This window comes from Bacillus sp. EB106-08-02-XG196 (genome assembly GCF_013396335.1).
Lineage (GTDB): Bacteria > Bacillota > Bacilli > Bacillales > Cytobacillaceae > Neobacillus.
This window is the reverse complement of the sequence record NZ_JABWSY010000003.1, coordinates 1-23451: the sequence shown is the minus strand read 5'-3', so window position 1 is coordinate 23451 and position 23451 is coordinate 1. Positions and strand designations below refer to the sequence as shown.

The window sequence follows — 23451 nt, the reverse complement described above, 5'->3', positions numbered from 1 at the left end:
TATCGTTTAATCCTTAATCTTGAAGGAACTTAACTGCTAATCTTCGTGCCAGTTCATCATCTGATAACGGATTTCGGTGAGTATTCTCCAAATAAATATACTTTTCCGTTTCCGGCATTAGGTACTCTTTGTACCATAAAAAGAAATCAGGACTGTCTCCCTGCATCCGTAGAAATTTACGCAGAGCTTCCAAAGAATAAATGGTGCTGTCAATGTTTGTTAACCAATCACCACGATAAAAATTTTCCCACTTTCCATGCTCTGCACGTTTTAAAGCTCGTTTACACTCCTTGTAATGATCGATTGATTTCGATGCATAGACAAAAGCAAGCGGATTATCATTTTTGGTAAAAGAAAGATAGGCTTTACAAAGGGATATAAAACCTTTACATCCGAAGGCATGTAATTCCGCTTGCAGAATCAGCTGATCGGAGAAAAGTTGACGGTCTTCTTTTGGCAGCTTCAAAGAGAGATTCCTGCACTGATTTAAAAATTCTTCCCAATGTACTAACCCAATTTCACACTTTTTCAAGAACCAATTCACTTGATCGGTAAAAGTAATTTCTCCTGTGGCCCAGTACAGTCTTTCCATCGGAATATTTGTTTTCCCCTGAAGCCAATGTCCAATAATCTTCCTTGCAGGATGGTGATAAAATTCATCCCCTGCTTTGTCATCTGAATGAGGACCATAGAAAATAGTATTTTCAAAATATCTTTTGTAAAGCATTGCAATTTCTTTGTTTTCAGTTCCATAAAGTCGTTCAATATATGTTTGTAAATGATTTTCTATATTTATAGTGCCGTGATTCCATAATTCACTGACAATATCCAGCGGGTAAAGATGCATGCGGATATTGCCGCTGTTAAGCAGCAAGTAGGATAATGCACCAGCATCAAACGCCTTTTCTAGCTCCTCTTTAATAAGTTCTGGCGGAGATGGAAACATCGTTAAATGATTCGAAGCCTGGAGGTCATGGAAAGTTATATGATAATAAATTCCATGCTCCCCTGTTTCATTAGCTGCCGGAAGAGAAGGAATCCTGTAGTTTTCATTTCCCTGTCTCCGGGTCACCATTTTCCCATACCCATTATCAGCCCATATTTTAATAACTCCTTCAGGTACCTTCACATGTCCTGCTTTGTACAGTTCGGATATTTCACCATATAAAGCCATGGAACAGACAGGGTTTTCAACGGAGTTCCTAATCATTTCAAATTGCCTATGCACAACTTTTGATATCATAGCTCCTCTACTTTCCGGTGTATCAAATTCCGGATCGTACTGCCAGAAAGGAGCATCTCCCTGTCCGCGAAACGAAAGTACCCAGACAATTTTCTCATTCTTTTGTTTCTCAATGGCTTCTTCCCATAAAGACTCGAATAACTCTGGATTTTGTTTGTAGCTGGGTTTCTTTCCTGGAAATGCCCTTAAGAACATTTCTGCCCCCAAAGGTTCAGCGTGATGATGGGTAACCCATAAACCCATTTCCGCTGCTAAATCACCATGAATGCCATTTTTCGGTAGATCAGTACCGGGGATAACCATATTCCCGCCGCACCTTAATAATGCTTCGAAAACGGGATACCATACCTCTTTTGACGGAGGGTAATCTTCCTTCCATCCAATCAGAAAGACCTCATCATTGACAAACCAGCCACGGTATTTCACCTTTTTTTCAGAGGAATTAAACTCTACAGCTGGTATATGAATCTCAGATTTGGGTATAATTTGCAAATCTGCCCAGAACCAAAAAGGGTCCACACCTAAGTATTGATGACTGTAATGAAGTAAACCATAGATGATTCCTAAATCGTCATAGCCAATGATTTGGAAAGAACACTTCCCATTGTTTTCTGTAAACCGAAAGCCGTAGGCTTCTGGTCTTTGTGGGCATTCCTCATTATGTGCGGCATATCGAATGACTATATCGGCAGCCTCACTATTTGGAGAACAGAGTTTTGGCATTTTTCCAAATACCTTTTCATGATCTCTCATGATCATGTCCACTGCATGCCTGACCGGGGTGGTGACCGTTGCAGGCAGGGAGAACGTGGAATTACCATCGATCACTAGATAGGAAAGCTTCAATGATTAATCCTCCTTTATCAGTAATTTCTATTAATCTCTTAATCTCTTAACTAATAAGAGTTCTACCTGCAAAATAACCCGTGGAACATCCAGTTATTCCACAGGTTATTTTTTACTCTTGTCTATTTTCTCTTTTTAATAGTAACGATAAAAAGGCCAGTACTAGTCCTTGTCCCCATCCCTGTACACGTTTATAAGGGACTTCTTTGTATCCATCGGCATCAAACATTACAGCCGTTCCTGCAGAAACCCCCATAACAGAACCATCCTCTTTGATTTGGCTGAGAATGGCTTCAACTGCTTTTTGAGTATATTTATTGTATAATTTCCCACTCGTTAACAGTGCTGCAGCAATCCCGGCTGAGCCTGAAGTTTCTAAATAAGAGTCCGGGTCGTCAACAATCGTATGCCAAAGACCTGAATCTGATTGTAATCTTACTAATGAGCTTAACTGATCACGCAACGAACCCTGAATCACCATAAATGATGGATGCTGAACCTCGATAAGTTCTAGTGCTCTGGCCATTGTATAAGCAGCCCAGCTGTTTCCCCGTGCCCAGAAAATACTGGACATATGATTTTGGGCGATGTTATCCCAGCCATGATAATACAGGTTTGTCCTATCATCCTGGAGAAAATTTTCATGACCATGATATTGCTTTAATCCAAAGTTAAAATACTCTTCCCTTTTTAACAGGTGCCCGATTCTCAAAAGGAAATATCCGGCCATAAACATGGTATCAACCCATGCCTGCTCTGGGAATTGATATTTCGTGCCATTTACAGTATGCTGCAACACTCCATCCGCAAACCTCTCGGCATCATGAAGGAGATAATCTGCCATTTTTATTGCTGTCTCTATATACTTTTCATCATTGGTCGCTTTGTATAGAGTTAATAGCACGTGACCAATCGAGGAGGCATTTACCGTTAACCTTGGCAGCCCATCCTCTAATTCTGCATCAACCCATTCCTTAATCTTTTGAAGGTATTTCTCTTCTCCGGTCGCTTCATATGCTTCGGCTACACCAAAAAAAGCAACACCTCCTGGCCAATCCCAACTAAAATCCATATTATATGTTCTTTCAACAACCGTCTCAATTGCTTGAGATACCTTGTTTTCTTCAAGTACTAACTGTGGCATACATATCCTCCTTAATTTGGAACCAAAAGGCCCATTGATTCCCTCTACCTCGATTTTCTGTGTTCAACGGTCACCAAAAGCTCTAAAAAACAGACTTTTGCAAAGAGAGATCTACATTACTATTTAATAATTCCTTAATCTTCATCGGTTTATTTTCTTTCACGGAACGCCATACGCCTTCACCAACTGCAATTGAGTATGCTCCTGCCTCTGCACCAGCTAAGATGGAGTAAGGACGAGTCTGGTCAACTCCCATAAAGAGGTCCTCTAACAATACAGGGTCTCCGCCGCCGTGTCCCCCTCCGGTTTGGAGAACATGAATGGTCTCTTTTGCCCCGCCAAATAATGGATAGAACTCAATCGTTTGTTCTGGAACAGAAAATGGAATTCGGCTTGGTTCGTGAAATTCATTGGTTTCAATTCTTCCTTTCGTTCCATTAATGGCTAACCGATATCCTTCATATGGAAGCGAGAAATTTACGGAATAGCTTAAGAATGCACCTTTATCATATTTAACAGTGGCTACATAGGTATCTTCGATTTCAATTTCGTGATCAAAGATACAAGAATCAGGACGATAATGGGTATAGTTTTGTGCCGACTTTTCTATGCTATCGGCTTTAATATGGTCGTCTTTAACTGCTATATTATTTCTACGGTTTGACCAGCGCATATAGTATGCACACGAGAGTTTCTCGTCACATGTACTACAATAACGGTTATCGGTTTGGCTTGGATTAAATTCTCCGTCCTTTCCGAAGTAATTTAAGGCCCCATATGCAAATACTTCTTCTGGATTCTGCTCAAGCCACCAGTTGACTAGGTCAAAATGGTGTGTGGATTTATGGATCGATAAGCCGCCTGAAAAATTTCGGCTGCGGTTCCATCTTTTAAAGTAACTGGCGCCATGATAGGTATCAATATACCAATTTAAGTCTACGGAAGTGACTCTGCCTATTTTTCCTTCTAGAATCAGCTCTTTTATTTTTCGGTGGAACGGATTGTATCGATAGTTAAAGGCGACGATTACTTTTCCCTTACTTTTCTGTTCTGCTTCTACTACTCTTCTAGCATCCTCCGCCTTTGTTACCATTGGTTTTTCTGTAATTACGGTTAGGTTATTCTCTAAACCTTGTAATATATAATCAATATGGGTATCATCTCTGCTTGTTACAATGACTGTGTCAGGATTGGTTTCGTCAATCATTTGTTGGAATTGATCTGGATTGTAAGAAGGGACAGATTTTAATTCAGAAAAACTATCTTTGCAGATTTCTATTCTTCGCGGGTCGGTATCAAGTATTCCTACAACTTGATTGTTTGAACCAAATTGATGAACGATTGAATGAATAAACATTCCTAATGCTCGATTACTTAACCCACAAACTACGATTCTATTCATTGTCAACCCCCTTGGTAATATCAGTGAAAGTTAATATTTCTCCGTTAAGAAAGCTATACTTTCATCAATAAATGGTTCTTTTGTTTCTTCTAATAGGATGTTTATATATGGTTTTTTCTCTTTTACAACGTTCAAAATATACTCATAGTTTAATAGTCCTTTACCAACTGCGGTTGGTATTAGCTGGTTGTTTTCAATGATAAAGTCCTTTGCATGCAGCATGACTACTCTGTCACCAAATAGATCCATGGCTTCTTGAAAAATCTCTTCTTGATTTTGGTATGTATCTATTGTTAATAGATTTACCGGGTCAAGAATCACTTGTAAATTATTAGAATGGATAGAATCTAAGAGTCTCTTCATTACTTTCGGCGAGTGGACAGGATGGTTTACTCCTGCTTCAATACCAACAATGACTCCGAACTTTTCTGCTTCCTTAACAAGTTCAGTGACACTTTCAACCACTTCTAAAAAAGGTTCTTCCTTGAAGTTCTCTTCGGTATAGAAAATCTCTGCATTTACGTTTCCGGTTTCCGTCGCAACGATGCTGCAGCCAAAATCCCTGGCAAAGCGGATATGCTCTTTAAAGCGCTCCATCCCTTTTCTTCTCTCATCTGAATCCGGATGAATCATATTAAAATAGCAGCCTAATACCGCAATTTGAACTTTATACTTTGCGAATACACTTCCAACATACTGGGCAAAACCTGGACTTAAACTACCTGTATCCGTATTCATGTTCGCTAATGATTTACTTAAAGCCAACTGAACGGATGTAAATCCTTTACCATCAATTTTTTGTACTAATTCATCCAGTGGCAGGTTTTCAATATCATGTGCTCTTATTCCAATGTTCATCATTTACATCCCCACCTATAATTCTTTTTATATTCTGTAATGTAAGTATTCTACTAGTGATAGAATCGCCATTGATTGTCCATACGGCATAGCTGTGACAGGGATTTGCTTGTAAAACTCTTGTGTTTCCCCCATTGCTGTTCCAGCTGATACATGCTGTAACTCTCCAGTTTCATCTATATTTTCAATAACAGCCTTAATGGCCTTTAATCCCATATCCATGTATTTCTTTCCAACATAGCGTTTACGGACCGATCTTAATGTTCCAAAAGCAAAACCAGCTGTGCAGGATGCCTCAACATAGGAGGTTGGATCGAGCAGCAGGGTATGCCATAAACCGTTTTCATTTTGGCATGTTTCAAGTGCTTCTAATTGTCTTTCTAACGTATCAATCAGGATTTGACGAACGGGATCCTTTTCATTTAATTCTACTAAATCCAGGAATTCAGGAATCGCAATCGTTACCCAAGAATTTCCACGCCCCCATAATGCTTCTGCAAAATTGTGATTTCCTTCAAATGTCCACCCATGGAACCATAATCCAGTTTTCTTATCAAATAAATACTTTATATGTATCAAAAATTGTTTTTTAGCCTCTTCGACATATTCCGGTTTATTTAACAATAAACCAATTTTTGTTAAAGGCAGTACGCTCATCATTAACGTGTCATCCCATAGTTGCTGATAATTTTCATTTCCAAAAACAACATGCTGGATGCCGCCATCCTTAGTTCTTGGCATATCGTAGTACAGCCAGTCACCCCAGGTTTCTAGGTATGGAAGATAGGTTGGATTCCCTGTTTCTTCATACAGGTATGCAAGCGTTAACATTTGTACCATCGTGTTAACATTTTTTTCGACAGGAGGTTCTTTAAACTGATCATCAAACCACTTTACAATAATAGTTAATACTTCTTCCTTTTTGGTTAATTTATAATATTTCATCATTCCATAAAGGCCTACACCTGCTGTCCATTCCCAATAGTTAAAGCTCTTATTATCAATTTTTCTGCCATCAGCCAGCGGTATCGCATATTTCCCGTCTGGATCGTTTAGGTTAATTAAGTTATCAATCAAGAGTTCAATTTTCTGTTCAATTTCAAGTCTATGCATTTATGATTTCCTCCTCTTATGTAGTGAAAATTGGTAAGGTTAATTTTAAAAAAAAGATTTCCAGGGTATACAGTTTCATTATATTTAAACTAATTTAAGTATTTAATGTAAAATTCAGTTTTTATTTATTAAAAAACAGTGTTTTCACTCGTTCTATTTAGCGGTTTTTTCATGGAGAATTGATGATGATAATCCAACTTGTAGTCTAATAGGTCATTTAGTCTATGAAAATAGACATACTCGGTGGTATTTCTTACTAGATAGCACTGTTTTTTTGATAAAGAGAACTGATTATTAAATTCGGTTTTCGGAATATTTAAAATATAATTTTTGTAAGCGTGTTCATTCTTATCTTTTATGAAGAACCGTATCAAAAAAAATGAAGGAGGATAACAAATTTGAAGAAGACTTTTACAAAGAAAGTATTATCCACTGCTTTAGCATTGCCCCTCTTATTAACAGGTGTTTCTGGTGTATCTGCTGTTGAGGTCCAGAAAAACAATGTACCTAGTAATCTAGCAGGCATCCAATTAGAGTATCTCGACAGAGGCTTAATTGCTGCACCAACTTCTGAGGGAGTATTCCTAAGCTGGAGATTATTAGCTAATGAGGCAAAAAGTTATTCTGAAACAGGATTAACAGGTGTCAACTTCAATGTATATCGTGATGGTAATTTGATTGCAAGTGTTGAAGACAGCACCAACATTGTAGATCAAGATGGCGACTCCGATTCCCGCTATTATGTTCGTTCCGTATTAGATGGAAAAGAGCTGGATCAAAGTTCTACTATTACACCTTGGAAGCAATCCTATGTTGATTTACAGCTTAAGAAACCAGCTGATGGTGTCACTCCTGCAGGTGGGAATTATACCTATTCTGCAAATGATATGAGTGTCGGAGACGTTGATGGAGACGGACAATATGAGTATTTTGTTAAGTGGGATCCTTCCAACTCAAAGGACGTTTCGCAGGTAGGATACACCGGCAACACCTATATTGATTGTTATAAATTTGATGGGACTCTATTATATCGGATAGACTTGGGCGTTAATATTCGTTCTGGTGCACATTATACCCAGTTCTTAGTTTATGATTTTGATGGTGACGGCAAATCCGAAATTATGTTCAAAACTGCACCTGGTACTAAGATTGTTAAGTTTGATAAAGAAGGAAATGTCACCTCTGAAAAATTTATTACCATGCCTCAAAAGGATATCGATGCTGGATATAGTAATGAAGATGATTACCGGATGAGCAGCGAAGACTATTATAATCATGTTGTAAAAATGTTTATGGGCTGGCATGAGCATGAAGAAGTGGTGAACGGAAATTGGCCAAGCACGCTTGAAGAAGCCTTTGGTATTGATAATCAATACAGCTATCCATTATCAAAAGCGGATGCTGAGAGTTTAACAGATTATTTCATCGATGAATATGCACCAGGTCGAAGTTCCCGGAATAATTTACGTGCGTTTGAAGGCTTTATTTTAGAGGGTCCAGAGTATTTAACGGTCTTCAATGGTGAAACGGGCGAAGAAATGGATACAATTGATTACAAACCAGGCAGACATGATGATGGCCTGATGTGGGGCGATTATGCCATGTCTAGAATTGAACCAGGTAACCGTGTCGACCGTTTCCTTGCGAATGTTGCGTACCTTGATGGTGAAAAGCCATACGCCGTGTTTGCCCGCGGCTATTACACAAGAGCCAATCTCGTTACATATAGCTGGGATGGTAAAGAACTAAAAGAAAATTGGACTGTTGACAGCGGATGGACACCAATGACAAATCCATTTAATGATGGGCCACATGGCAGAGACGGGACTGATCCGGAATTTGGTGCCCTGACAACTCAAGGTGCACACTCGCTGAGTGCAGCAGATGTTGATGGCGATGGCAAACAAGAAATCGTATACGGCAGTGCGACTATTGATGATGATGGCTCCTTGTTATACAGTTCAATGGATACAATGCCTGCAGAAAGTGGAGCACCTGGAACCACAGCCAGACTTGGCCATGGAGATGCGATGCACGTAACCGATATTGATCCAAACAGGCCGGGAATGGAAATCTTTATGGTACATGAAGGCGGTGCATGGGCTCCTTACGGTTATTCATTACGGGATGCTAAAACAGGGGAAATTCTTTATGGAGGCTATACCGGCAGGGATACAGGACGAGGAATGGTCGGTGATATAGATCCATCCCAGCCTGGTTTAGAAACTTGGGCTAATACAGGTGTAGGATTATGGACAGCAGCAGGCGAAAAAATTTCTTCCACTGCACCTGGCACAAATATGAATATTAAATGGGCCGCTGATATGACTACTCAAATTGTAGATGGCTCAGGTAATGCAGATACCACTATTGAAGACTGGCAGAAAGGCAGAGTTCTTACAGCAGTGGGTACTAGAACTAATAACGGCACAAAGGGTAACCCAAGTTTAGTTGCAGACATCATGGGTGACTGGAGAGAAGAACTTCTAGTCAGAACAGCTGATAGTTCAGCGATTCGTATTTACACAAGTACTGAGGTGACTGACCACAAATTGTATACGTTGATGCATGATGCTCAATACCGTGTAGAGGTGGCAAGACAAAGTACAACCTATAATCAGCCTTCCTATACAAGCTTTTACTTCGGAAGTGATACTGATTGGGCAAAGGTCCCTATTCCAAATCTTTCGACACCAGGTTTGATGTCAGTTTTGGAAAAAACAATGGCAGAATATAATTTAAATAAAGAATTGACTGGACCGTTAGCTTCCAAATTAGAAAATTCATTCAAACAAGCAGAACACCACTTGGAAAAAGGGTCTGATGATCAAGCACTAAAATTCATCGAGAAATATATATCAGAAATTAACAATAAAAGTAACGCTGCTTACATCTCTACTAGTGCAAAACTGAACTTGACACACAAAGCTCAATTATTAATTGACATGTTGGAATTAAAATAACGGCTTAATATTAATTACAACCACCCTGCCAATTGGTTAGGTGGTTGTTTTTATTTTAGAGGCTTATTAGGCACCTATTACCTTTTTAACGCTTCTTTATATTATACTAGGACTTTTTTTAATTTTTCAGTTAGTGCCGGAATGACAGTCTTATAATCAGCTACGACTCCTATATTTGCTCTTTTATAGATTGGAGCCTCGGCATCTGTATTAATCGCAACAACAGTTTTTGCATTTGTAATACCTGCTAAATGCTGACTGGCACCTGAAATGCCTACAGCAATATAAAGGTCTGGAGCCACAACTGCACCAGTCTGCCCCACTTGAAGATTAGAAGGAACCCAGCCCGCATCACAGGCTGCTCGCGAAGCACCAACAGTACCTCCCAGTAAGTTTGCCAGTGTATGAAGCATATTGAAGCCCTCAGCACCTTCGATACCTCGTCCACCAGAAACAATAATTGACGCATCTTCGAGCCGAATATCTGACAAAGCCGACTGAATCTTCACAACTAATTTCGTTACAATTATCTCTTCTGAAGGAGAATAATCTACTGGAATGATTTCACCCGTTGCTGTCTCGTCAAACTCCGCTAACTCCTGACTCTTTTGGCGGAGACCAACTACCACCTTAGAACGGGTTGTAGTGTATTCCCCGTATGCCTTGTCACCATAGATTGGGCGAACCCATGTTAGTTTGTCGTTGCTGGTATGAAAATCAACTACTTCCGTAATAGCAGATGCGCCAGTGCGTGTAGCTAATCTGCCTACTAAATCCTTCCCCATTTTGTCGAAGGACAGGATAAGGATATCGGCTCCAGACTGTTGAAAAACTGTATGGATGCTGTTCACAAACAGTTCAACATCATATTCAGCTAACAAAGGATTAGCAATGGTGTAAGCGATGCTTGCCCCACTAGCTATTGCTTCCTTAGCGCCGGCCTCAGCGAAGGGTCCAAGTGTGACAGAACGAACTTCGCCGCCAGTTGAACTAGCCAAGCGACTGCCAAATGCTAGCGCTTCCTTGGCACCTGAACTCAATCCATCCCCCTGTTGATTTGCAAATACAAGAATTCTCGACATAGTTGAAATCCTCCTATAAAAGCTTGAGTGCCAATAGCCTATCAGCTAATTCACTAGCAAGATCAGCACCATCATCACCAGGCAGGACCTCGCAAGCAACTTCCTTATTCAGGACGTATGCCCGCTCCAGCTTAACACCTGGTTGACAGCGCTCATGATCAAGATTAAGATCATCTGATTCTAATAGCACAATTGGTTTACTTCTCGCAAGTCTAATATCCTTGACCTTCGGAAGCCTTGGAACGTTTGTCTCAGAGCTTATGATGGTAAATACCGCAGGAGATGGAACACTAACAACCGCATATCCACCTTCAACTTCAACAGTAGCCTTTGCACTATTCTCTTCCACCTCAAGATCTGAAACAAGTGTCACGCAAGGAATTCCTAGTTCTTCAGCCATCACAGGTCCAACGAGACCTTCCTCGATATCACTTGCTTGGTAACCTGTCAGCACTAGTTGTGCCCCACCTAAGGACTTAATGGTTTGTGCTAGAATATGGCCAACTGCCTGTCCGTCTAGATTCTCCCATTCTTCCTCCCACACCCTTACAGCTGCATTCGCAGTAAAGGCGAGAGCCCTACGTAGTACCTCCTCCGATTCCTCATCACCTAGACAAAGTGCTGTTACAGTAGCTCCAGGAACCTTATCACGAAGCTGAACAGCTAGTTCAAGTGCATTCTCGGCAAACGAGTCGAGTACCAAATCAGTGTCACAATTTTCAGGACGATTCGTCTCGGGATCTATTTTAAAATATTTTGGTGTAATTTCCGGGTCTAGAACCTGTTTAAGGCAGACAACGATGTGCATTTCAATTTCACCTCTCTATTTGTTCACTTTTTCGTTTTAAACTCCTATTCCTTTAACGGATAGCCCTTTGTCGTCTTTAGGATGAGGAGAAGGTATGAGTCCGTACATTTCTCTTAGTCTTTCCACTGCCTCAACAGGTGGCTTTGCATTGTAGAATCCACGACGGGTCATATAGACACCGGAATTTTTGCGCAAATCTACAAGTGACTCGCACATCTTGATTCCAGCCGCAAAGGAATCAACCACTGGTACATCACCAATTCTAGAAATTCCATGTGTAGCTAAAAAGACATTCATCGGACCCTCGCCCGGGATGATCACATCGGCTCCCTCTGCGATAGCCAGCTCCGCTGCTTTTTTGAAGGATTCGATGATCGGTTCAGGGTCATTGAAACCGGCCATAATGTCGTCAAAGCCCACCTCAGTTTGAGCGATTGGACCAAGTTTTCCTCCTAATCCGTACTTCTCAGCATTCTGACGGAGTTGATCTGCTAATGGAGCTAGGAAATTTACTACTCCTATACGGTCCCCAAGCATGGATGCCATATGGAAGGAGGCTTGACCATACCCCACCACAGGAATATCTACCAACGTACGTGCTTCTAAAAGCCCTACGTCCGGTATGGTTGCAATGAACATTGCATCGTACCCGGCTTTTTCAGCTGTAAGTGCAGCTCGTACGAACTGTTCCCGGTGGAGATTTTGCAGGTAGGAATGGGTAATAAAAATTCCAGGGTAGTGGGAAGGATACGTCTCTTCTGACATACCATGTAAAACCACTTCGACATCCGGGCGAGCAATTCTGCTAACATGTTTGATGATTGCATCCCGATAATGGGGAACCCGGTCAATAGTTGTAAGACTTTGATGCCAAATTTTCATACAGAAGACCTCCTTTTTCATAGATTTGTATATGGATATTTCATAAACTTTGATGCTTTTGTACAAGACTCTGGATTAGGGACTAATCCTTTTGACGGGATGTGCGATTTTCCTTAAGACCCTCGATTAAGGACTAATCTTTCTGACGAGTTGTGTGATTTGTCCTTAAGACCCTCGATTAAAGACTAATCCTTCTGACAGGCAGTGTGATTTGTCCTTAAGACCCTTGATTAAGGACTAATCCTTCTGACAGGCAGTGTGATTTGTCCTTAAGACCCTTGATTAAGGACTAATCCTTCTGACGGGACATCTGATTTGTCCTTAAGGAACCTTAAGTAACATCAATCTATGCCAAAAAAAGCCTTTTTAAAAATAAAATGGAGTTCTCCAATATATCTTCGTTCCTCCAATCACAAAAAATTAAATCACTGCTTTTCTGCTAATGCCTGCCTAACTGCTATTCTTCCAAATACAGCTGCCTTCCCCAACGAACTTCCCGTCATGTATCCGGCCCCATGGAATCCTCCAGTTACTTCTCCCGCTGCATACAATCCTGGAATCGGCTCACCGAAAGAATTTACTACCTGGGCTTCAGCATTGACAGACACACCTGCATAGGTTGCCAGCATAGCGACCGTTGATTCGAATGCATAGAATGGGGCTTTTTCAATTGGTGTTGGTTTTCCATAGTTATGTGTCAAAGAATTTCTGCCATAGTCTGGATCTTCTCCGTTAAGAACACCTTGATTATATCTAGAAATGGTATCTTCCAATACTTCTATTGGAACATCAATGCAATCTGCCAATTCCTCCAAGGTATCAGCCTTGTATAGCAGTCGGCGTCTTTTTAACAATTCAAAGTCATAGAGGGGATCATCAAATACACTCTTATCCATGACAGTCTGATCCCAAACCTGATAACTAATCTGCTCCGGCTGCTCGAAAGCTGCCTTACCTAATAATTTATAAGAAATAGACTCATTAACGAATCTTCTGCCAAACTGATTAACCATAATTGCACCTTTGTAAAAAGCCAAGCCCTGCGACTTTACCGGTCCTGCTGCACTTGGATGGAAACCGTACGTTCCATTTAAATACGGCAGATCCTGGACCCATGCACCATGTTCCCAAGCCATCCGAATTCCGTCACCGTGGTTCCCAGCACCACCTATCCTTAATGCTCCCTTTAATTGCGGTGCAAAATGACCAAGCAGCTCTTCACTTTTAGCAAACCCTCCAGAGGCAATTAATACCCCTTTAGTCGCGAGCGCTTGTTTCTCTGCACCTTCGGCCTCATATAATACCGTATCAATCCGACCTTCAGCATTCTTACGTAGTCTTCGTGCTGGAGCATTAAAGCAAATTGTCACGTTTGGTAACTGCTTAACCCTTCGGTATAAGGACTGGATTGCTTGATGAGGATCAATAATATGCCCACGTGGAACACTATGACCACTTACCGCTTCCAACGATCTGAACTCAACACCGTGGTCAACCAGCCATTGATAGGTTTCTAGCTGCTGCTTGCCATAAGCTGCAACTAGGGTTTGATCATTTACCCCACCGCCAACTTCCACCATGTCAGCTAATAGTGATTCTGTTGAATCAATGATTCCTGCTTTCTCCTGCATATCCGTCCCTGCAAATGCCATATACCCTGAGCTGAGGACCGTGCTGCCGCCAAGTTCATCCTGCTTTTCAAGCAGCAGGACGTTAACGCCCTGCTCCCCAGCCTCAACTGCTGCACACATTCCTGCAAGTCCGCCGCCTAATATGATCAATTCATAGCATTCCATATGCTATCACTCCTCTGATTCAAAGGCTTTTAACACTTCTAAGCCTGCTTGGCAGACCTGCATATCATGAGAATAATGTCCTCCGCTAACCCCAATTCCACCAATTAATTCGTTATTGATTTTGATTGGATATCCGCCGCCAAAAATAACGAGTCTAGGTGTATGTACGATACCATGGAGCAATGGAGGATCATCCTTCAGCCTGTCATACCATTCATGTGTGGCACGATTGTAAGCGGCAGCAGAAAATGCTTTATTTTGAGCGATGTCAAGACTTAGAACTGGAGCACCATCCATCGCATAAAATGCTTTTAAATTACCTGGTTTGTCAACAATCGCAATACTAAACGGCATTCCTAGTTCTTGTCCCTTTGCTAATGCAGCTTCGAGCATTTTATTTGCTAAAGCTAAGCTAATATTTTTTGATTCAATTGCTGTTGTAAAATTTTCCATCTTCTTTCCCCATTTCTATCAACATAATAGTTTATTATTTTTATAAATTTACAGGTTTTCCATTTCCAAAAGCTTCAATTACTGTTGCCGAAACGGCTTTCATTTTTGGCAGGCATAAATCAACAATTACAGTTGCCATATCAATTGGATGTAACCAATTATCTTTGTACGCATCTGGTGCAATATCTTCCATCATCTTTGTGTCTACTGGACCTGGGCAAACCGCATTTACTCTAACATTGAACGGTTTTAACTCTTCTCCTAATGCTTTGGAAAAACCAATTACGGCCCATTTCGAAGTAATATAGGCACTTCTATCGGGACCGCCTTTTGTTCCCCAAATAGATGATAGATTGATAATGACACCATTTCTTTTCTCTTTCATTTGCGGTACTACTGCTTTCGCACATAAAAATACACCGCGGGTATTGATTTCTTGGACAAAGTCCCACTCTTCAACTGTCGTTTCATCGAATGGCTTTAGCAGCATGACACCGGCATTATTGATTAAAATATCAATACTTCCGAGTTTTTCTACCGTTTCCTGAACAGCTTTGTTCACATCGTCCTCAGAGCGTACATCACCCGAGAGAGCGATGGATTCGCCAGCTAGCTCTTCCTTAATAAAAGCAGCCACTTCCGAAGTTTCTGTTAAACTGCGAGAAAAAACGGCTACTTTTGCTCCCTGTTTTGCTAGGAGTATACATGTTTCCCGACCAATTCCCCTGCCGCCGCCAGTTACAAATGCAACTTTATTTTTCAAATCCAAAGTTAATCACCCCTTCTTTACACCCCAAGTTTTTTATCACTGCTAACGTAAGAAGCTGCATGCTCACCAGCACGTCGGCCAAACACCAGTCCTCGGAGCACGGATGTGCCGCCAGGGTATTTTCCATAGTATAGACCGGCTGTTTCACCTGCGACGTACAATCCTGGAATTACATCATCATCCTGCGATAAAACCCTGCCATTTGTATCAGAAGCAATGCCTCCATTAGTGAAAACATTGGAGCAGACAATTGGGTAGGCAATATATGGCGCCTTATCAATCGTAATGGCCCAATTTGATTTTGGCGGATTAATTCCCACAGCCTGTTTTCCGTCCTTCTTATCCCAGTGGAATTCCCCTGGCTGTACGGCAGCATTAAAGGATTCCACTGTTGCAATCAATTGATCTGCAGGCACCCCAATTTTCACAGCTAATTCCTCTAGTGTATCGGCCTCAATCGCCGGTTTATCCGTTTCGATTGCTCGTTCATAATTCGGAATGTCGTACATTTTTTGGTCACTAATCATATAAGCGATATGGTCAGAGAGATCGTAGAAGATTTTGCGGGCTACCGCTTCGTATTGCTCATCTATAGTGGAAATTCCTTCATCGACAAAACGGTTGCCATTTTTATCAACCAAAATTGCATAAGGGTAGGTCATAACGGCTGCTTCTTCCCGCTTACTTCTCGGGTCAACTGGTTCTGCATGAAAGGCATCGAACTGCCCCGCTCCTTTCGCCCCTATTGCCATGGCCATCCGAATACCTTCCCCTTTGTTGTAAAGTCCGCCTTCTGCAACGGTACGAATTTTATGTGCATCCCTGCCAACATACTGTGCCATCATCTCTTGATTTCCCTGGAATCCGCCAGCTGCAAGAACAATGGCACCGACTTTCAACTGAAGAGAATTTCCACCCTTAACCCGAACCATCAGTCCATTTATCGCACCTTCATCATCGAGGAGTAATTTCCAAGCAGTCGCTTCATAAATAATCTCGACACCAAGTCCGCCAGCACGGCGTGATAATGTATCAATGATTGCCCGGCCGCCGCCAACTGGAAGCAGCCTCGGTTTGGAAGAAGTTAAAAACATCGTTGGCAAGTAATCAAAATCTACCCCTTTTTCCTCGACCCACCTTAGTGTACTGCCAGCGTTTTCTGCGAGAGTTTCTATGTACTCCCTATCGGAGAAATCATCTGAGAATGCCATCATATCTTCTACAAAGTTATCTGCGATTTCATCAATATTCTTCATTCGCATGTAAGAGGCTGTCCATCTGGAATTTCCGCCCCGATGATCGTAATCCGTGCGTTCTAAGATCGCAATTCGTAAATTTCTTCCTGCCTTCTTGGCACTTTCCGCAGCGGACAAAGCTGCTGCTGTTCCTGCCACACCGCAGCCAATTACTACAATGTCATAATCCAATTCTCTATCCACTTTCGTTACCTCCTAGTATTAATTATTATATAAATACTTCTTTTCCCACTCTTTGATTTGACCCAATTTGAAAAGTGATTGTCTTTCCTCCCAAGTACAAATTAAAGGTAATAGATTTTCCTGAGAGCCGTCTTCTTTCAGAATTCTTAAGGATTCTGTGATTCCTTTAATAGCTGAACGAAGAGCAGTATTTGCACACAACATGATTTTAAAACCGATTTCCTCTGCTTCTTTTAAGGAAATAAGCGGGGTTTTGCCGCCCTCTACTAAGTTAATAACCTGTGGGATTCCTTTTAGCGAACTGGTAATTTGCCGTAATTCTTCAATCGTATTTGGTGCTTCAACAAAAATAATGTCTGCACCCGCTTCATAATAAGCAAAGGCCCTGTCTATCGCGTCTTCAACACCATTAACGGCTATTGCATCTGTACGTGCCATAATGGCAAGATTTTCATCTTTCCTTGCATCTAAGGCAGCCTTGATTTTTCCGACCATTTCTTCCTTCGTAATGACTTCTTTTCCGTTAAAATGACCGCATTTCTTTGGTGATACCTGGTCTTCCATTTGAATGGCAGCGACACCTGCACGTTCAAACTCTTTTACAGTCCGAATCACATTGATTGCATTTCCGAACCCAGTATCTCCATCTACTACTATTGGAATATTGGTAACGTCGGCCATTCTTGCAACAATATCAACCACTTCCTTTAGAGAAGTGAGTCCTACGTCAGCCCAGCCAAGCTGTGCATTGGATATACCTGCTCCTGTTGCGTAAATCGCCTTAAAGCCAGTTTCTTCTATTAATTTCGCTGACATCGCATCATAGGCTCCAGGAAGGATAAAGGAACCTGGCTCCCGAAGCAGCTTTTGAAAATCTTGACATTTATTCATAGAGTTAATCCTCCAACTTTTAAAATAGAACGAGAAGAGGGAGCCTTCTCGGAGATACGCTGATGCCAAACAATCGATAGCTCCCCAAATATATATAACGGCAGTTCTGAAACAGGTTTGATAGATTTTTCTTCCACGATCACTTCTGTAAGTTTTGAGAAATTTCCTATTTTAATCGTTACCGTATACCTTCCGGGGGCAGGCAGTGTATAGTATGGATTTAGTTTGAAGAATTGACCATCCCACATTCCTTCTACTTCATAGGAGCACCCAAGAAAATCTGGCAGTTCCTCCACATTGCCTGCAACTAATCTTTCACGAATGCTGGTAGAACTAATTTTCTCGCCACGGCATGCCACTTTTTCCACCTTTGTCACATCAATGATTCCTCCGGAATCATTTTTCAACCGCTCTAAATTTCCAATTCCCCTAGAACCATAAGTAAAATCAAAACCAGCGACTGCATGGATAACCCCTAGATTGACCAGATAATCTTTAACATATTGTTCAGGTGAAAGAGCGGCAAATCCCCTAGTGAATTCAACAATGTAAAACGTATCGACTCCAAGCCCCCAGAGAATTTTCTCCTTAACAGAAAGCGGCATTAAATAGTCAATTTGTTTTTCCCCATTAGACAGGACAGACTTTGGATGTGGAAAGAAACTCATAACTGCGAGCGATACATCCTTTTCTTTTGCTATCCGTAAAGCCGTTTTAATTACTTCTCGATGTCCGTAATGTAGTCCATCAAAAAAACCAAGGGCCATTACACATGCATTTGCTTTTCCCTGCCAGTCTGCTAAATTATCATGGTTTATATAGATCGTTTCCATATAGTCTCCTTTCTTCTTGATTAAGATTTTTTGATAGATTAGGAGTGTCCTAATATCTCAGTGCATTCGATTCTAAGCCGGATAGAACGCGGCCATAATTTTCTTTGGTGATTAAAGGTGATAGTGTTCTGTGTGAATATAGCGTCCAAAAATCACGGAAAATCCTTTGCAGCGGGTGACCTTCATACACATAACCAGAACCGCTTGCAAGAATTAGAATATCGAGTGCTTCCTTACTTACTTGATTGGCATAACCGATATCTGCTAAGGCCTTTACTCGTGCTGGCTTATCCATGAATTCTCCGCTGGCAGCCCATGCATCTAGTTCATCTGCCACACGGTAATAATGCATGGAAGCGGTATCAATTTTCAAAGCAGCATCAGCAAGTAATGAATGGAGAGTAGGTGAATCAACTAAATTTTCTACACCAATATGGGCAGCTTTTCGATTAGGCAGTACTTGCTGGAAAAATTCTAACGCTGCCTTTACCAATCCTAATCCTGGCAATGCCAGAGACAATGCTAGAGCTGGAAAAAGTGCTGTATTATATAAAGGTATATCCCTGAGATGATCTGATTTAAATTGTCCATTCAGAACTTCTGCAAATGAAACCACTCGGTGTTCTGGAATAAATACGTTCGTCATTTTCACACTGTTACTTCCTGTACCCTTCAAGCCCATAACATGCCAGTCATCCATTATCTCTACTTCTTCAAAAGGCACTGTCATTAAGGCCTGATCTACAAGGTTTCCTTCATCATCCCTGATCGCCATTCCGAAGTATCCCCAAGTGGCATGAAGTGAACCTGAACAAAACATCCAAAAGCCTTCTTCGATTAAATAACCACCCTCAACTTTTCTAGCGATACATTTTCTAGGTTCATAGACTCCTGCGAAAAGAACATTATCTTCATTTTCTCCGAATATTTCTTGATGTGTTTTTTCCGTAAATGATTCCGCTACCATCAGTTCACGAATAGCACATAGTGATAAAATCCAGCCTGTCGAAGCACAGCCGCGGGAAATTTCAATAATAACATCAGAATAGGTTCTCATACTCGTTTGATAACCGCCATAAACTTGTGGACGAAGCAGCTTAAAAAGCCCAGCTTCTTTTAATTCATTTATGGTTGCTTCAGGAATTCGGCGAATTTCTTCCGTTTCTTTAGCTCTTTCCTTTAGCTTTGGAACAAGTAATTTTGCTTTATCTACAAGATAAGTGTCACTATAGGCTACTTTGTTCATTATAAAATCTCCTTTTCAACTTTATTTCTCGTATTCGTTTAAGATCTTATTTAAATTTTAGAAAATTTCAAAACCTTTTTATAGGGTAAAAACCTTTCAATTTTCAAATGTTTTTAGGTAACTTTTATTAGTTTTTAGGATTTTAACTAATGGCTTTGTCCCCAGGACCAGAATATAGTAAGGAATTTTTTACGAATTTTGTAATTCCTTTATTTTGATAAATTGGGCTGCATTTTCACCTGCAATTTTTCCAAAAACAGATCCAGCCGTTAATCCTGCACCGCCAGGGTAGTTAAAGTAAAATAAACCACCTACAACTTCTCCTGCAGCATATAGTCCTGGAATAGAGTTGGATAATACATCTTGAACTTCAGTCGTTGAGTTAATTTTTAAGCCGCCAAAGGTAAAGGTGATGCCGCAAGTAATGGCATAGGCTTCAAACGGACCGTCCTCCAATGTGTTTGCCCAGTTTGATTTACGTACCGCTAATCCTTCTGTACATCTGCCATCTTTGATATTTGGATTAAACGGGATATCTGTCCGAATAGACGCATTGTATTCTTTTACAGTTTGTAAAAACCCTTCAGAGTCAACACCTTCAAGTTTTCCAGCTAATTCCTCCAGAGTATTGGCTTTAACTTTTGTAACCTGTCGGCCTTTATATTCCTCTCGTAATAGTCGAGCTGTTTTTTGATCGAAAATCTGCCAGGCAAATTGTCCCGGCTGTTCAAGAATTAACCTTCCATATTTTGCATAGGTGTAATTACGAAAATCAGCACCCTCGTCCACAAAGCGCTTTCCTTCTGCGTTTACCATGATTCCAAAAGGATAGCTAAGCTTTTGAAAGCCTTCCGTAAAGTCTGGGAGATACCTGTCCCCGCCGACCGAATGGCAGCCCGACCAGTTACCAGTGGCAAGAGCACCAATGTTTAATGCCATCTGAATACCTTCACCGGTGTTAAATCGGCTCCCTCTAGCATGAGCCAAATCCCATTTTGGTCCTAAGTATCGCGTCCGCATTTCAGGATTTGCGTGAAAGCCCCCAGAGGCCAAGATCACAGCTTTAGCATGTACCCTTGTTGTTTTGCCATTGTGCTTAAATATCACTCCATGCACACCATTGTCATCATGAATCAACTCAGTCGCCATGGCATTGAATAGAGTTTGAACACCTAATGAAGATGCTTCTTTATGCAGGGCTTCTACTAATCCAGGTCCCCCGCCCACGGATTCAACAATCATTCCGCCCCAGAACTTAAATTTACCGTCAACCTTAAAGGCTTGACGACCATAAATAGGTACCCAGCGTACCTTATGGGAGGAGAGCCATTTAATCGTTTCAAAACTTTTTCCTGTTAGAATCGAAGCTAATTCTGGGTCAGTCCGGTAATCTGTTACACGGCACATATCTTCATAGAAATTTTCTTCGGAATAGACTCCAAAATCTGAAGACTCAATATCCTCTGGAGAAAGATCTGGCATTATCTCCTTTAAATCTTCGACACCATTATAAGCAAACCGAATGGAACCATGAGTATAGGTACTGTTCCCTCCTTTTTCAGCTTCCGGCGATTTTTCAAGTACCAAAACATTAGCGCCATTTTCCCTAGCTGAAATGGCTGCGCACATTGCAGCATTTCCTGCACCGACTACTACAATATCTGTTTCATAAATTCTGTTATCACTCATTACGATCTGCCCTCTTTCCTATGGTGGACACTTCCACCTAAAAATCTCTTTGAAAAAAGCTGACTCAATTACTTTTGAGTCAGCTTTTTAATTTAAGCCTCAATTGTTGGTTTGTTCATTTCCTTGTCCATAACGGAATCGCCCCAATAGGTGTTAGCAATGGAATGATCCTCCTCTGTCCACTCGACAGGCTCCCAATCCGGTTCAAATATTAAATAGGAATTACTAAACAATTCAACACGGCAGCCACTGCCTGGATCAATTACATATAAGTATAAAGCTTGAGAAACTCCGTGCTTACCAGGACCGATGAACTTTATGCCTTCTTCACTTAAAATATCTGCTGCCCTTAAAACATCCTGTGCGTTATCCAGCCAATAGGAAATGTGGTGAAGCTGGTTTGGCGTTTTTGCCTGTGGTCTTGTAATAACAGCTATATCGTGAACGAGAGGCGTTACGCTCATCCAGCCGGCTAAGGTTGTTTCATTGTTATACCTTACATATTCACGCAGCTTAAAGCCTAATTGGTTACCCAAGTAATCTAGAATTTCTTGAACATCCATGGATGTAGCAATATTTACATGGTCAAATCTTCTAGGTGAGCAGCCACGTGCCCAAGCCTTGTATGTTTGATTTTTCAAAACTGAACGTCTTTTTTCATCCGCTTTCGGTTTTTCTACATCATAATAGATTTCAAAGGAATGCTGACTTGGCAATTTAAAACGAATCGCTCGTCCTTGACCAGTCTCTTCTCCTGCTTCAATCCATTTTACTTCTGTTCCAGCTTTTTCAAGCAGCTGAGCAAAACCTTCCACATCTTCTGGACGCTTCGTTCTCCAGCCGATATGATCAACATATCCTCTATCCCCTGCTGTTAATGAAAGTGAGTGGTGTTCAAAATCACCCCATGCACGTAAATAATACGTACCGTTTACTTCCTCCGTTACTTCTAAACCGATTACATCACGGAAAAACCAAAGTGATTTTTCAAGATCCGGTGTTACGAGTGCTACATGCCCTAACTTTGCAATTTCAGGTAAAGACATTCTACATTCCTCCTTTTATTAATTAAATGATATCTGCAAAATAATTTTGAATGAGCTGATTGAAGCTTTCCTGCTTTTCGATTTGTGTCCAGTGACCGCATTTACCGTATACATGCAATTGTGAATTCTGAAGATGTGAAAGTAAGTAATAGCTGGACTCTACCGAGCAAACCATATCATCTCGACCATGAACGAGCAGGACTGGATGCTCGATTCTTCTTAGTGCTGTTACAGGAACAGGCACCGCAGCTGTTGCGAAAATAGAATCATTGGAAATTCGGACATCTGGTTTCATGGCTGTTTCATATCGATAATCGGTGATTGCATCGATGATTGGCGCCATTGCCTCCGCATCATATACAAACCAGCTCATAATTTGACGCAATTTCTTAGGTGATGGATTATCATAAAATCCTTTTGCACGAGCTAACTCTGGGCTTAATTTTGTATTTGGTGTTCCTCCTGGTCCCATCAAAACCACTCGGCCAAATCGCTCTGGGTGTTCTAACAGAAGCTCAAGTGCAATGGAACACCCCAACGAATTCCCAACTAAATGGGCCTTTTGAACGCCTAAATCATCTAGAAGCTCCATAAGTTGATCTACCCATAAATCCATCCAACCTTGTCGATTCTTTGGCAAACTTTGCGGATGACTGCTGTTTCCAAACCCTAGAAGATCTGGTGCAAGACAGTCATATGTTTCTGAGCAGGCATTTAAGGCATAACGCCAATTGGCAAACGCTGTAACACCTGGTCCTGAGCCATGTAAAAATAAAATCACTTCCGAGTTCCCTTCACCAGAACGATTTAAATATGTTTCAAAATTAGTAGTTTTAATTGATTGTTGAGTAATGTTCGTCACTTCCTATTCTCCTCCCTCTATAAATGTTGATGTACCAACGGTTTGAGCCATTGATAGTGCATCAAAAAAATATTTTTCGACAAAGT

At 41.1% G+C, this 23451-nt stretch carries 19 protein-coding genes; 1 reads left to right on the top strand and 18 read right to left on the bottom strand.

The genetic code is table 11. The features are described 5' to 3' along the window. Positions 1-13: 13 nt before the first annotated feature. The 5 genes from MLOOGBEN_RS05980 to bglB form a co-directional block, all read right to left on the bottom strand. Entirely contained in the window at positions 14-2089 is a 2076-nt protein-coding gene (locus tag MLOOGBEN_RS05980; RefSeq protein ID WP_256988911.1) for a glycosyl hydrolase 115 family protein, read from the bottom strand. Positions 2090-2201: 112 nt separating this feature from the next. Beyond that, positions 2202-3233: a glycoside hydrolase family 88/105 protein gene (locus MLOOGBEN_RS05975; protein WP_179157352.1), complete on the bottom strand. Its 1032-nt coding sequence runs from the start codon at positions 3231-3233 to the stop codon at positions 2202-2204. Positions 3234-3315: 82 nt separating this feature from the next. Further along, positions 3316-4635, bottom strand: coding sequence for a Gfo/Idh/MocA family protein (locus MLOOGBEN_RS05970; protein ID WP_179157351.1), 1320 nt, complete (start codon positions 4633-4635; stop codon positions 3316-3318). A gap of 30 nt (positions 4636-4665) precedes the next feature. Continuing rightward, positions 4666-5493 (bottom strand): sugar phosphate isomerase/epimerase family protein, encoded by an 828-nt coding sequence (locus MLOOGBEN_RS05965; RefSeq protein ID WP_179157602.1) that lies wholly within the window; start codon positions 5491-5493, stop codon positions 4666-4668. Positions 5494-5520: 27 nt separating this feature from the next. Continuing rightward, positions 5521-6606 carry a beta-galactosidase BglB gene (gene bglB / locus MLOOGBEN_RS05960; RefSeq protein WP_179157350.1) on the bottom strand — a complete coding sequence of 362 codons (1086 nt, stop codon included), beginning with the start codon at positions 6604-6606 and terminating at the stop codon, positions 5521-5523. Positions 6607-6995: 389 nt separating this feature from the next. Here bglB and MLOOGBEN_RS05955 point away from each other — a divergent pair, with 389 nt between their 5' ends. Continuing rightward, positions 6996-9569 (top strand): rhamnogalacturonan lyase, encoded by a 2574-nt coding sequence (locus tag MLOOGBEN_RS05955; RefSeq protein WP_179157601.1) that lies wholly within the window; start codon positions 6996-6998, stop codon positions 9567-9569. Positions 9570-9670: 101 nt separating this feature from the next. Here the strand turns inward: MLOOGBEN_RS05955 and MLOOGBEN_RS05950 are convergent, their stop codons facing one another. From MLOOGBEN_RS05950 to MLOOGBEN_RS05890, 13 genes are all read right to left on the bottom strand, one after another. Then, complete coding sequence (locus MLOOGBEN_RS05950; RefSeq protein WP_179157349.1) at positions 9671-10651, bottom strand: electron transfer flavoprotein subunit alpha/FixB family protein; 981 nt, start codon at positions 10649-10651, stop codon at positions 9671-9673. A gap of 13 nt (positions 10652-10664) precedes the next feature. Further along, positions 10665-11459 carry an electron transfer flavoprotein subunit beta/FixA family protein gene (locus MLOOGBEN_RS05945; protein WP_179157348.1) on the bottom strand — a complete coding sequence of 265 codons (795 nt, stop codon included), beginning with the start codon at positions 11457-11459 and terminating at the stop codon, positions 10665-10667. Between the two features lie 36 nt (positions 11460-11495). Further along, positions 11496-12341 (bottom strand): aspartate/glutamate racemase family protein, encoded by an 846-nt coding sequence (locus tag MLOOGBEN_RS05940; protein WP_179157347.1) that lies wholly within the window; start codon positions 12339-12341, stop codon positions 11496-11498. 425 nt (positions 12342-12766) lie between these two features. Then, complete coding sequence (locus tag MLOOGBEN_RS05935; RefSeq protein WP_179157346.1) at positions 12767-14137, bottom strand: FAD-dependent oxidoreductase; 1371 nt, start codon at positions 14135-14137, stop codon at positions 12767-12769. Between the two features lie 6 nt (positions 14138-14143). Then, a complete protein-coding gene (locus MLOOGBEN_RS05930) occupies positions 14144-14590 on the bottom strand; it encodes a GlcG/HbpS family heme-binding protein (RefSeq protein WP_179157345.1) in 447 nt (148 codons plus the stop codon). 40 nt (positions 14591-14630) lie between these two features. Beyond that, the gene (locus tag MLOOGBEN_RS05925; protein ID WP_179157344.1) at positions 14631-15359 is read right to left on the bottom strand and encodes an SDR family NAD(P)-dependent oxidoreductase; all 729 of its coding nucleotides are present in this window, start codon (positions 15357-15359) and stop codon (positions 14631-14633) included. A 17-nt stretch (positions 15360-15376) separates the two neighbouring features. Then, positions 15377-16798, bottom strand: coding sequence for an FAD-binding protein (locus MLOOGBEN_RS05920; RefSeq protein WP_179157343.1), 1422 nt, complete (start codon positions 16796-16798; stop codon positions 15377-15379). Positions 16799-16816: 18 nt separating this feature from the next. Further along, on the bottom strand, positions 16817-17689 hold the full coding sequence (locus tag MLOOGBEN_RS05915; protein WP_179157342.1) for an isocitrate lyase/PEP mutase family protein: 873 nt from the start codon (positions 17687-17689) through the stop codon (positions 16817-16819). Beyond that, entirely contained in the window at positions 17686-18522 is an 837-nt protein-coding gene (locus MLOOGBEN_RS05910; protein WP_179157341.1) for an FAD synthetase family protein, read from the bottom strand. Before MLOOGBEN_RS05910 ends, MLOOGBEN_RS05915 begins: the two co-directional genes overlap by 4 nt. A 49-nt stretch (positions 18523-18571) precedes the next feature. Then, a complete protein-coding gene (locus MLOOGBEN_RS05905; protein ID WP_179157340.1) occupies positions 18572-19768 on the bottom strand; it encodes an acyl-CoA dehydrogenase family protein in 1197 nt (398 codons plus the stop codon). A gap of 189 nt (positions 19769-19957) precedes the next feature. Beyond that, on the bottom strand, positions 19958-21457 hold the full coding sequence (gene tcuA / locus MLOOGBEN_RS05900) for an FAD-dependent tricarballylate dehydrogenase TcuA (RefSeq protein ID WP_179157339.1): 1500 nt from the start codon (positions 21455-21457) through the stop codon (positions 19958-19960). A 92-nt stretch (positions 21458-21549) separates the two neighbouring features. Then, positions 21550-22503, bottom strand: a complete 954-nt coding sequence (locus MLOOGBEN_RS05895) for a VOC family protein (RefSeq protein WP_179157338.1) — start codon at positions 22501-22503, stop codon at positions 21550-21552. Positions 22504-22525: 22 nt separating this feature from the next. Further along, entirely contained in the window at positions 22526-23365 is an 840-nt protein-coding gene (locus tag MLOOGBEN_RS05890; RefSeq protein ID WP_179157337.1) for an alpha/beta fold hydrolase, read from the bottom strand. Between the last annotated feature and the right edge of the window lie 86 nt (positions 23366-23451).

Excerpts from the sequence above, each read along its gene's own strand:
- MLOOGBEN_RS05975 (WP_179157352.1), bottom strand. The coding sequence starts at position 3,233 with ATGCCACAGTTAGTACTTGAAGAAAACAAGGTATCTCAAGCAATTGAG.
- MLOOGBEN_RS05970 (WP_179157351.1), bottom strand. The coding sequence starts at position 4,635 with ATGAATAGAATCGTAGTTTGTGGGTTAAGTAATCGAGCATTAGGAATG.
- MLOOGBEN_RS05965 (WP_179157602.1), bottom strand. The coding sequence starts at position 5,493 with ATGAACATTGGAATAAGAGCACATGATATTGAAAACCTGCCACTGGAT.
- bglB (WP_179157350.1), bottom strand. The coding sequence starts at position 6,606 with ATGCATAGACTTGAAATTGAACAGAAAATTGAACTCTTGATTGATAAC.
- MLOOGBEN_RS05950 (WP_179157349.1), bottom strand. The coding sequence starts at position 10,651 with ATGTCGAGAATTCTTGTATTTGCAAATCAACAGGGGGATGGATTGAGT.
- MLOOGBEN_RS05945 (WP_179157348.1), bottom strand. The coding sequence starts at position 11,459 with ATGCACATCGTTGTCTGCCTTAAACAGGTTCTAGACCCGGAAATTACA.
- MLOOGBEN_RS05940 (WP_179157347.1), bottom strand. The coding sequence starts at position 12,341 with ATGAAAATTTGGCATCAAAGTCTTACAACTATTGACCGGGTTCCCCAT.
- MLOOGBEN_RS05935 (WP_179157346.1), bottom strand. The coding sequence starts at position 14,137 with ATGGAATGCTATGAATTGATCATATTAGGCGGCGGACTTGCAGGAATG.
- MLOOGBEN_RS05930 (WP_179157345.1), bottom strand. The coding sequence starts at position 14,590 with ATGGAAAATTTTACAACAGCAATTGAATCAAAAAATATTAGCTTAGCT.
- MLOOGBEN_RS05915 (WP_179157342.1), bottom strand. The coding sequence starts at position 17,689 with ATGAATAAATGTCAAGATTTTCAAAAGCTGCTTCGGGAGCCAGGTTCC.
- MLOOGBEN_RS05910 (WP_179157341.1), bottom strand. The coding sequence starts at position 18,522 with ATGGAAACGATCTATATAAACCATGATAATTTAGCAGACTGGCAGGGA.
- MLOOGBEN_RS05905 (WP_179157340.1), bottom strand. The coding sequence starts at position 19,768 with ATGAACAAAGTAGCCTATAGTGACACTTATCTTGTAGATAAAGCAAAA.
- tcuA (WP_179157339.1), bottom strand. The coding sequence starts at position 21,457 with ATGAGTGATAACAGAATTTATGAAACAGATATTGTAGTAGTCGGTGCA.
- MLOOGBEN_RS05895 (WP_179157338.1), bottom strand. The coding sequence starts at position 22,503 with ATGTCTTTACCTGAAATTGCAAAGTTAGGGCATGTAGCACTCGTAACA.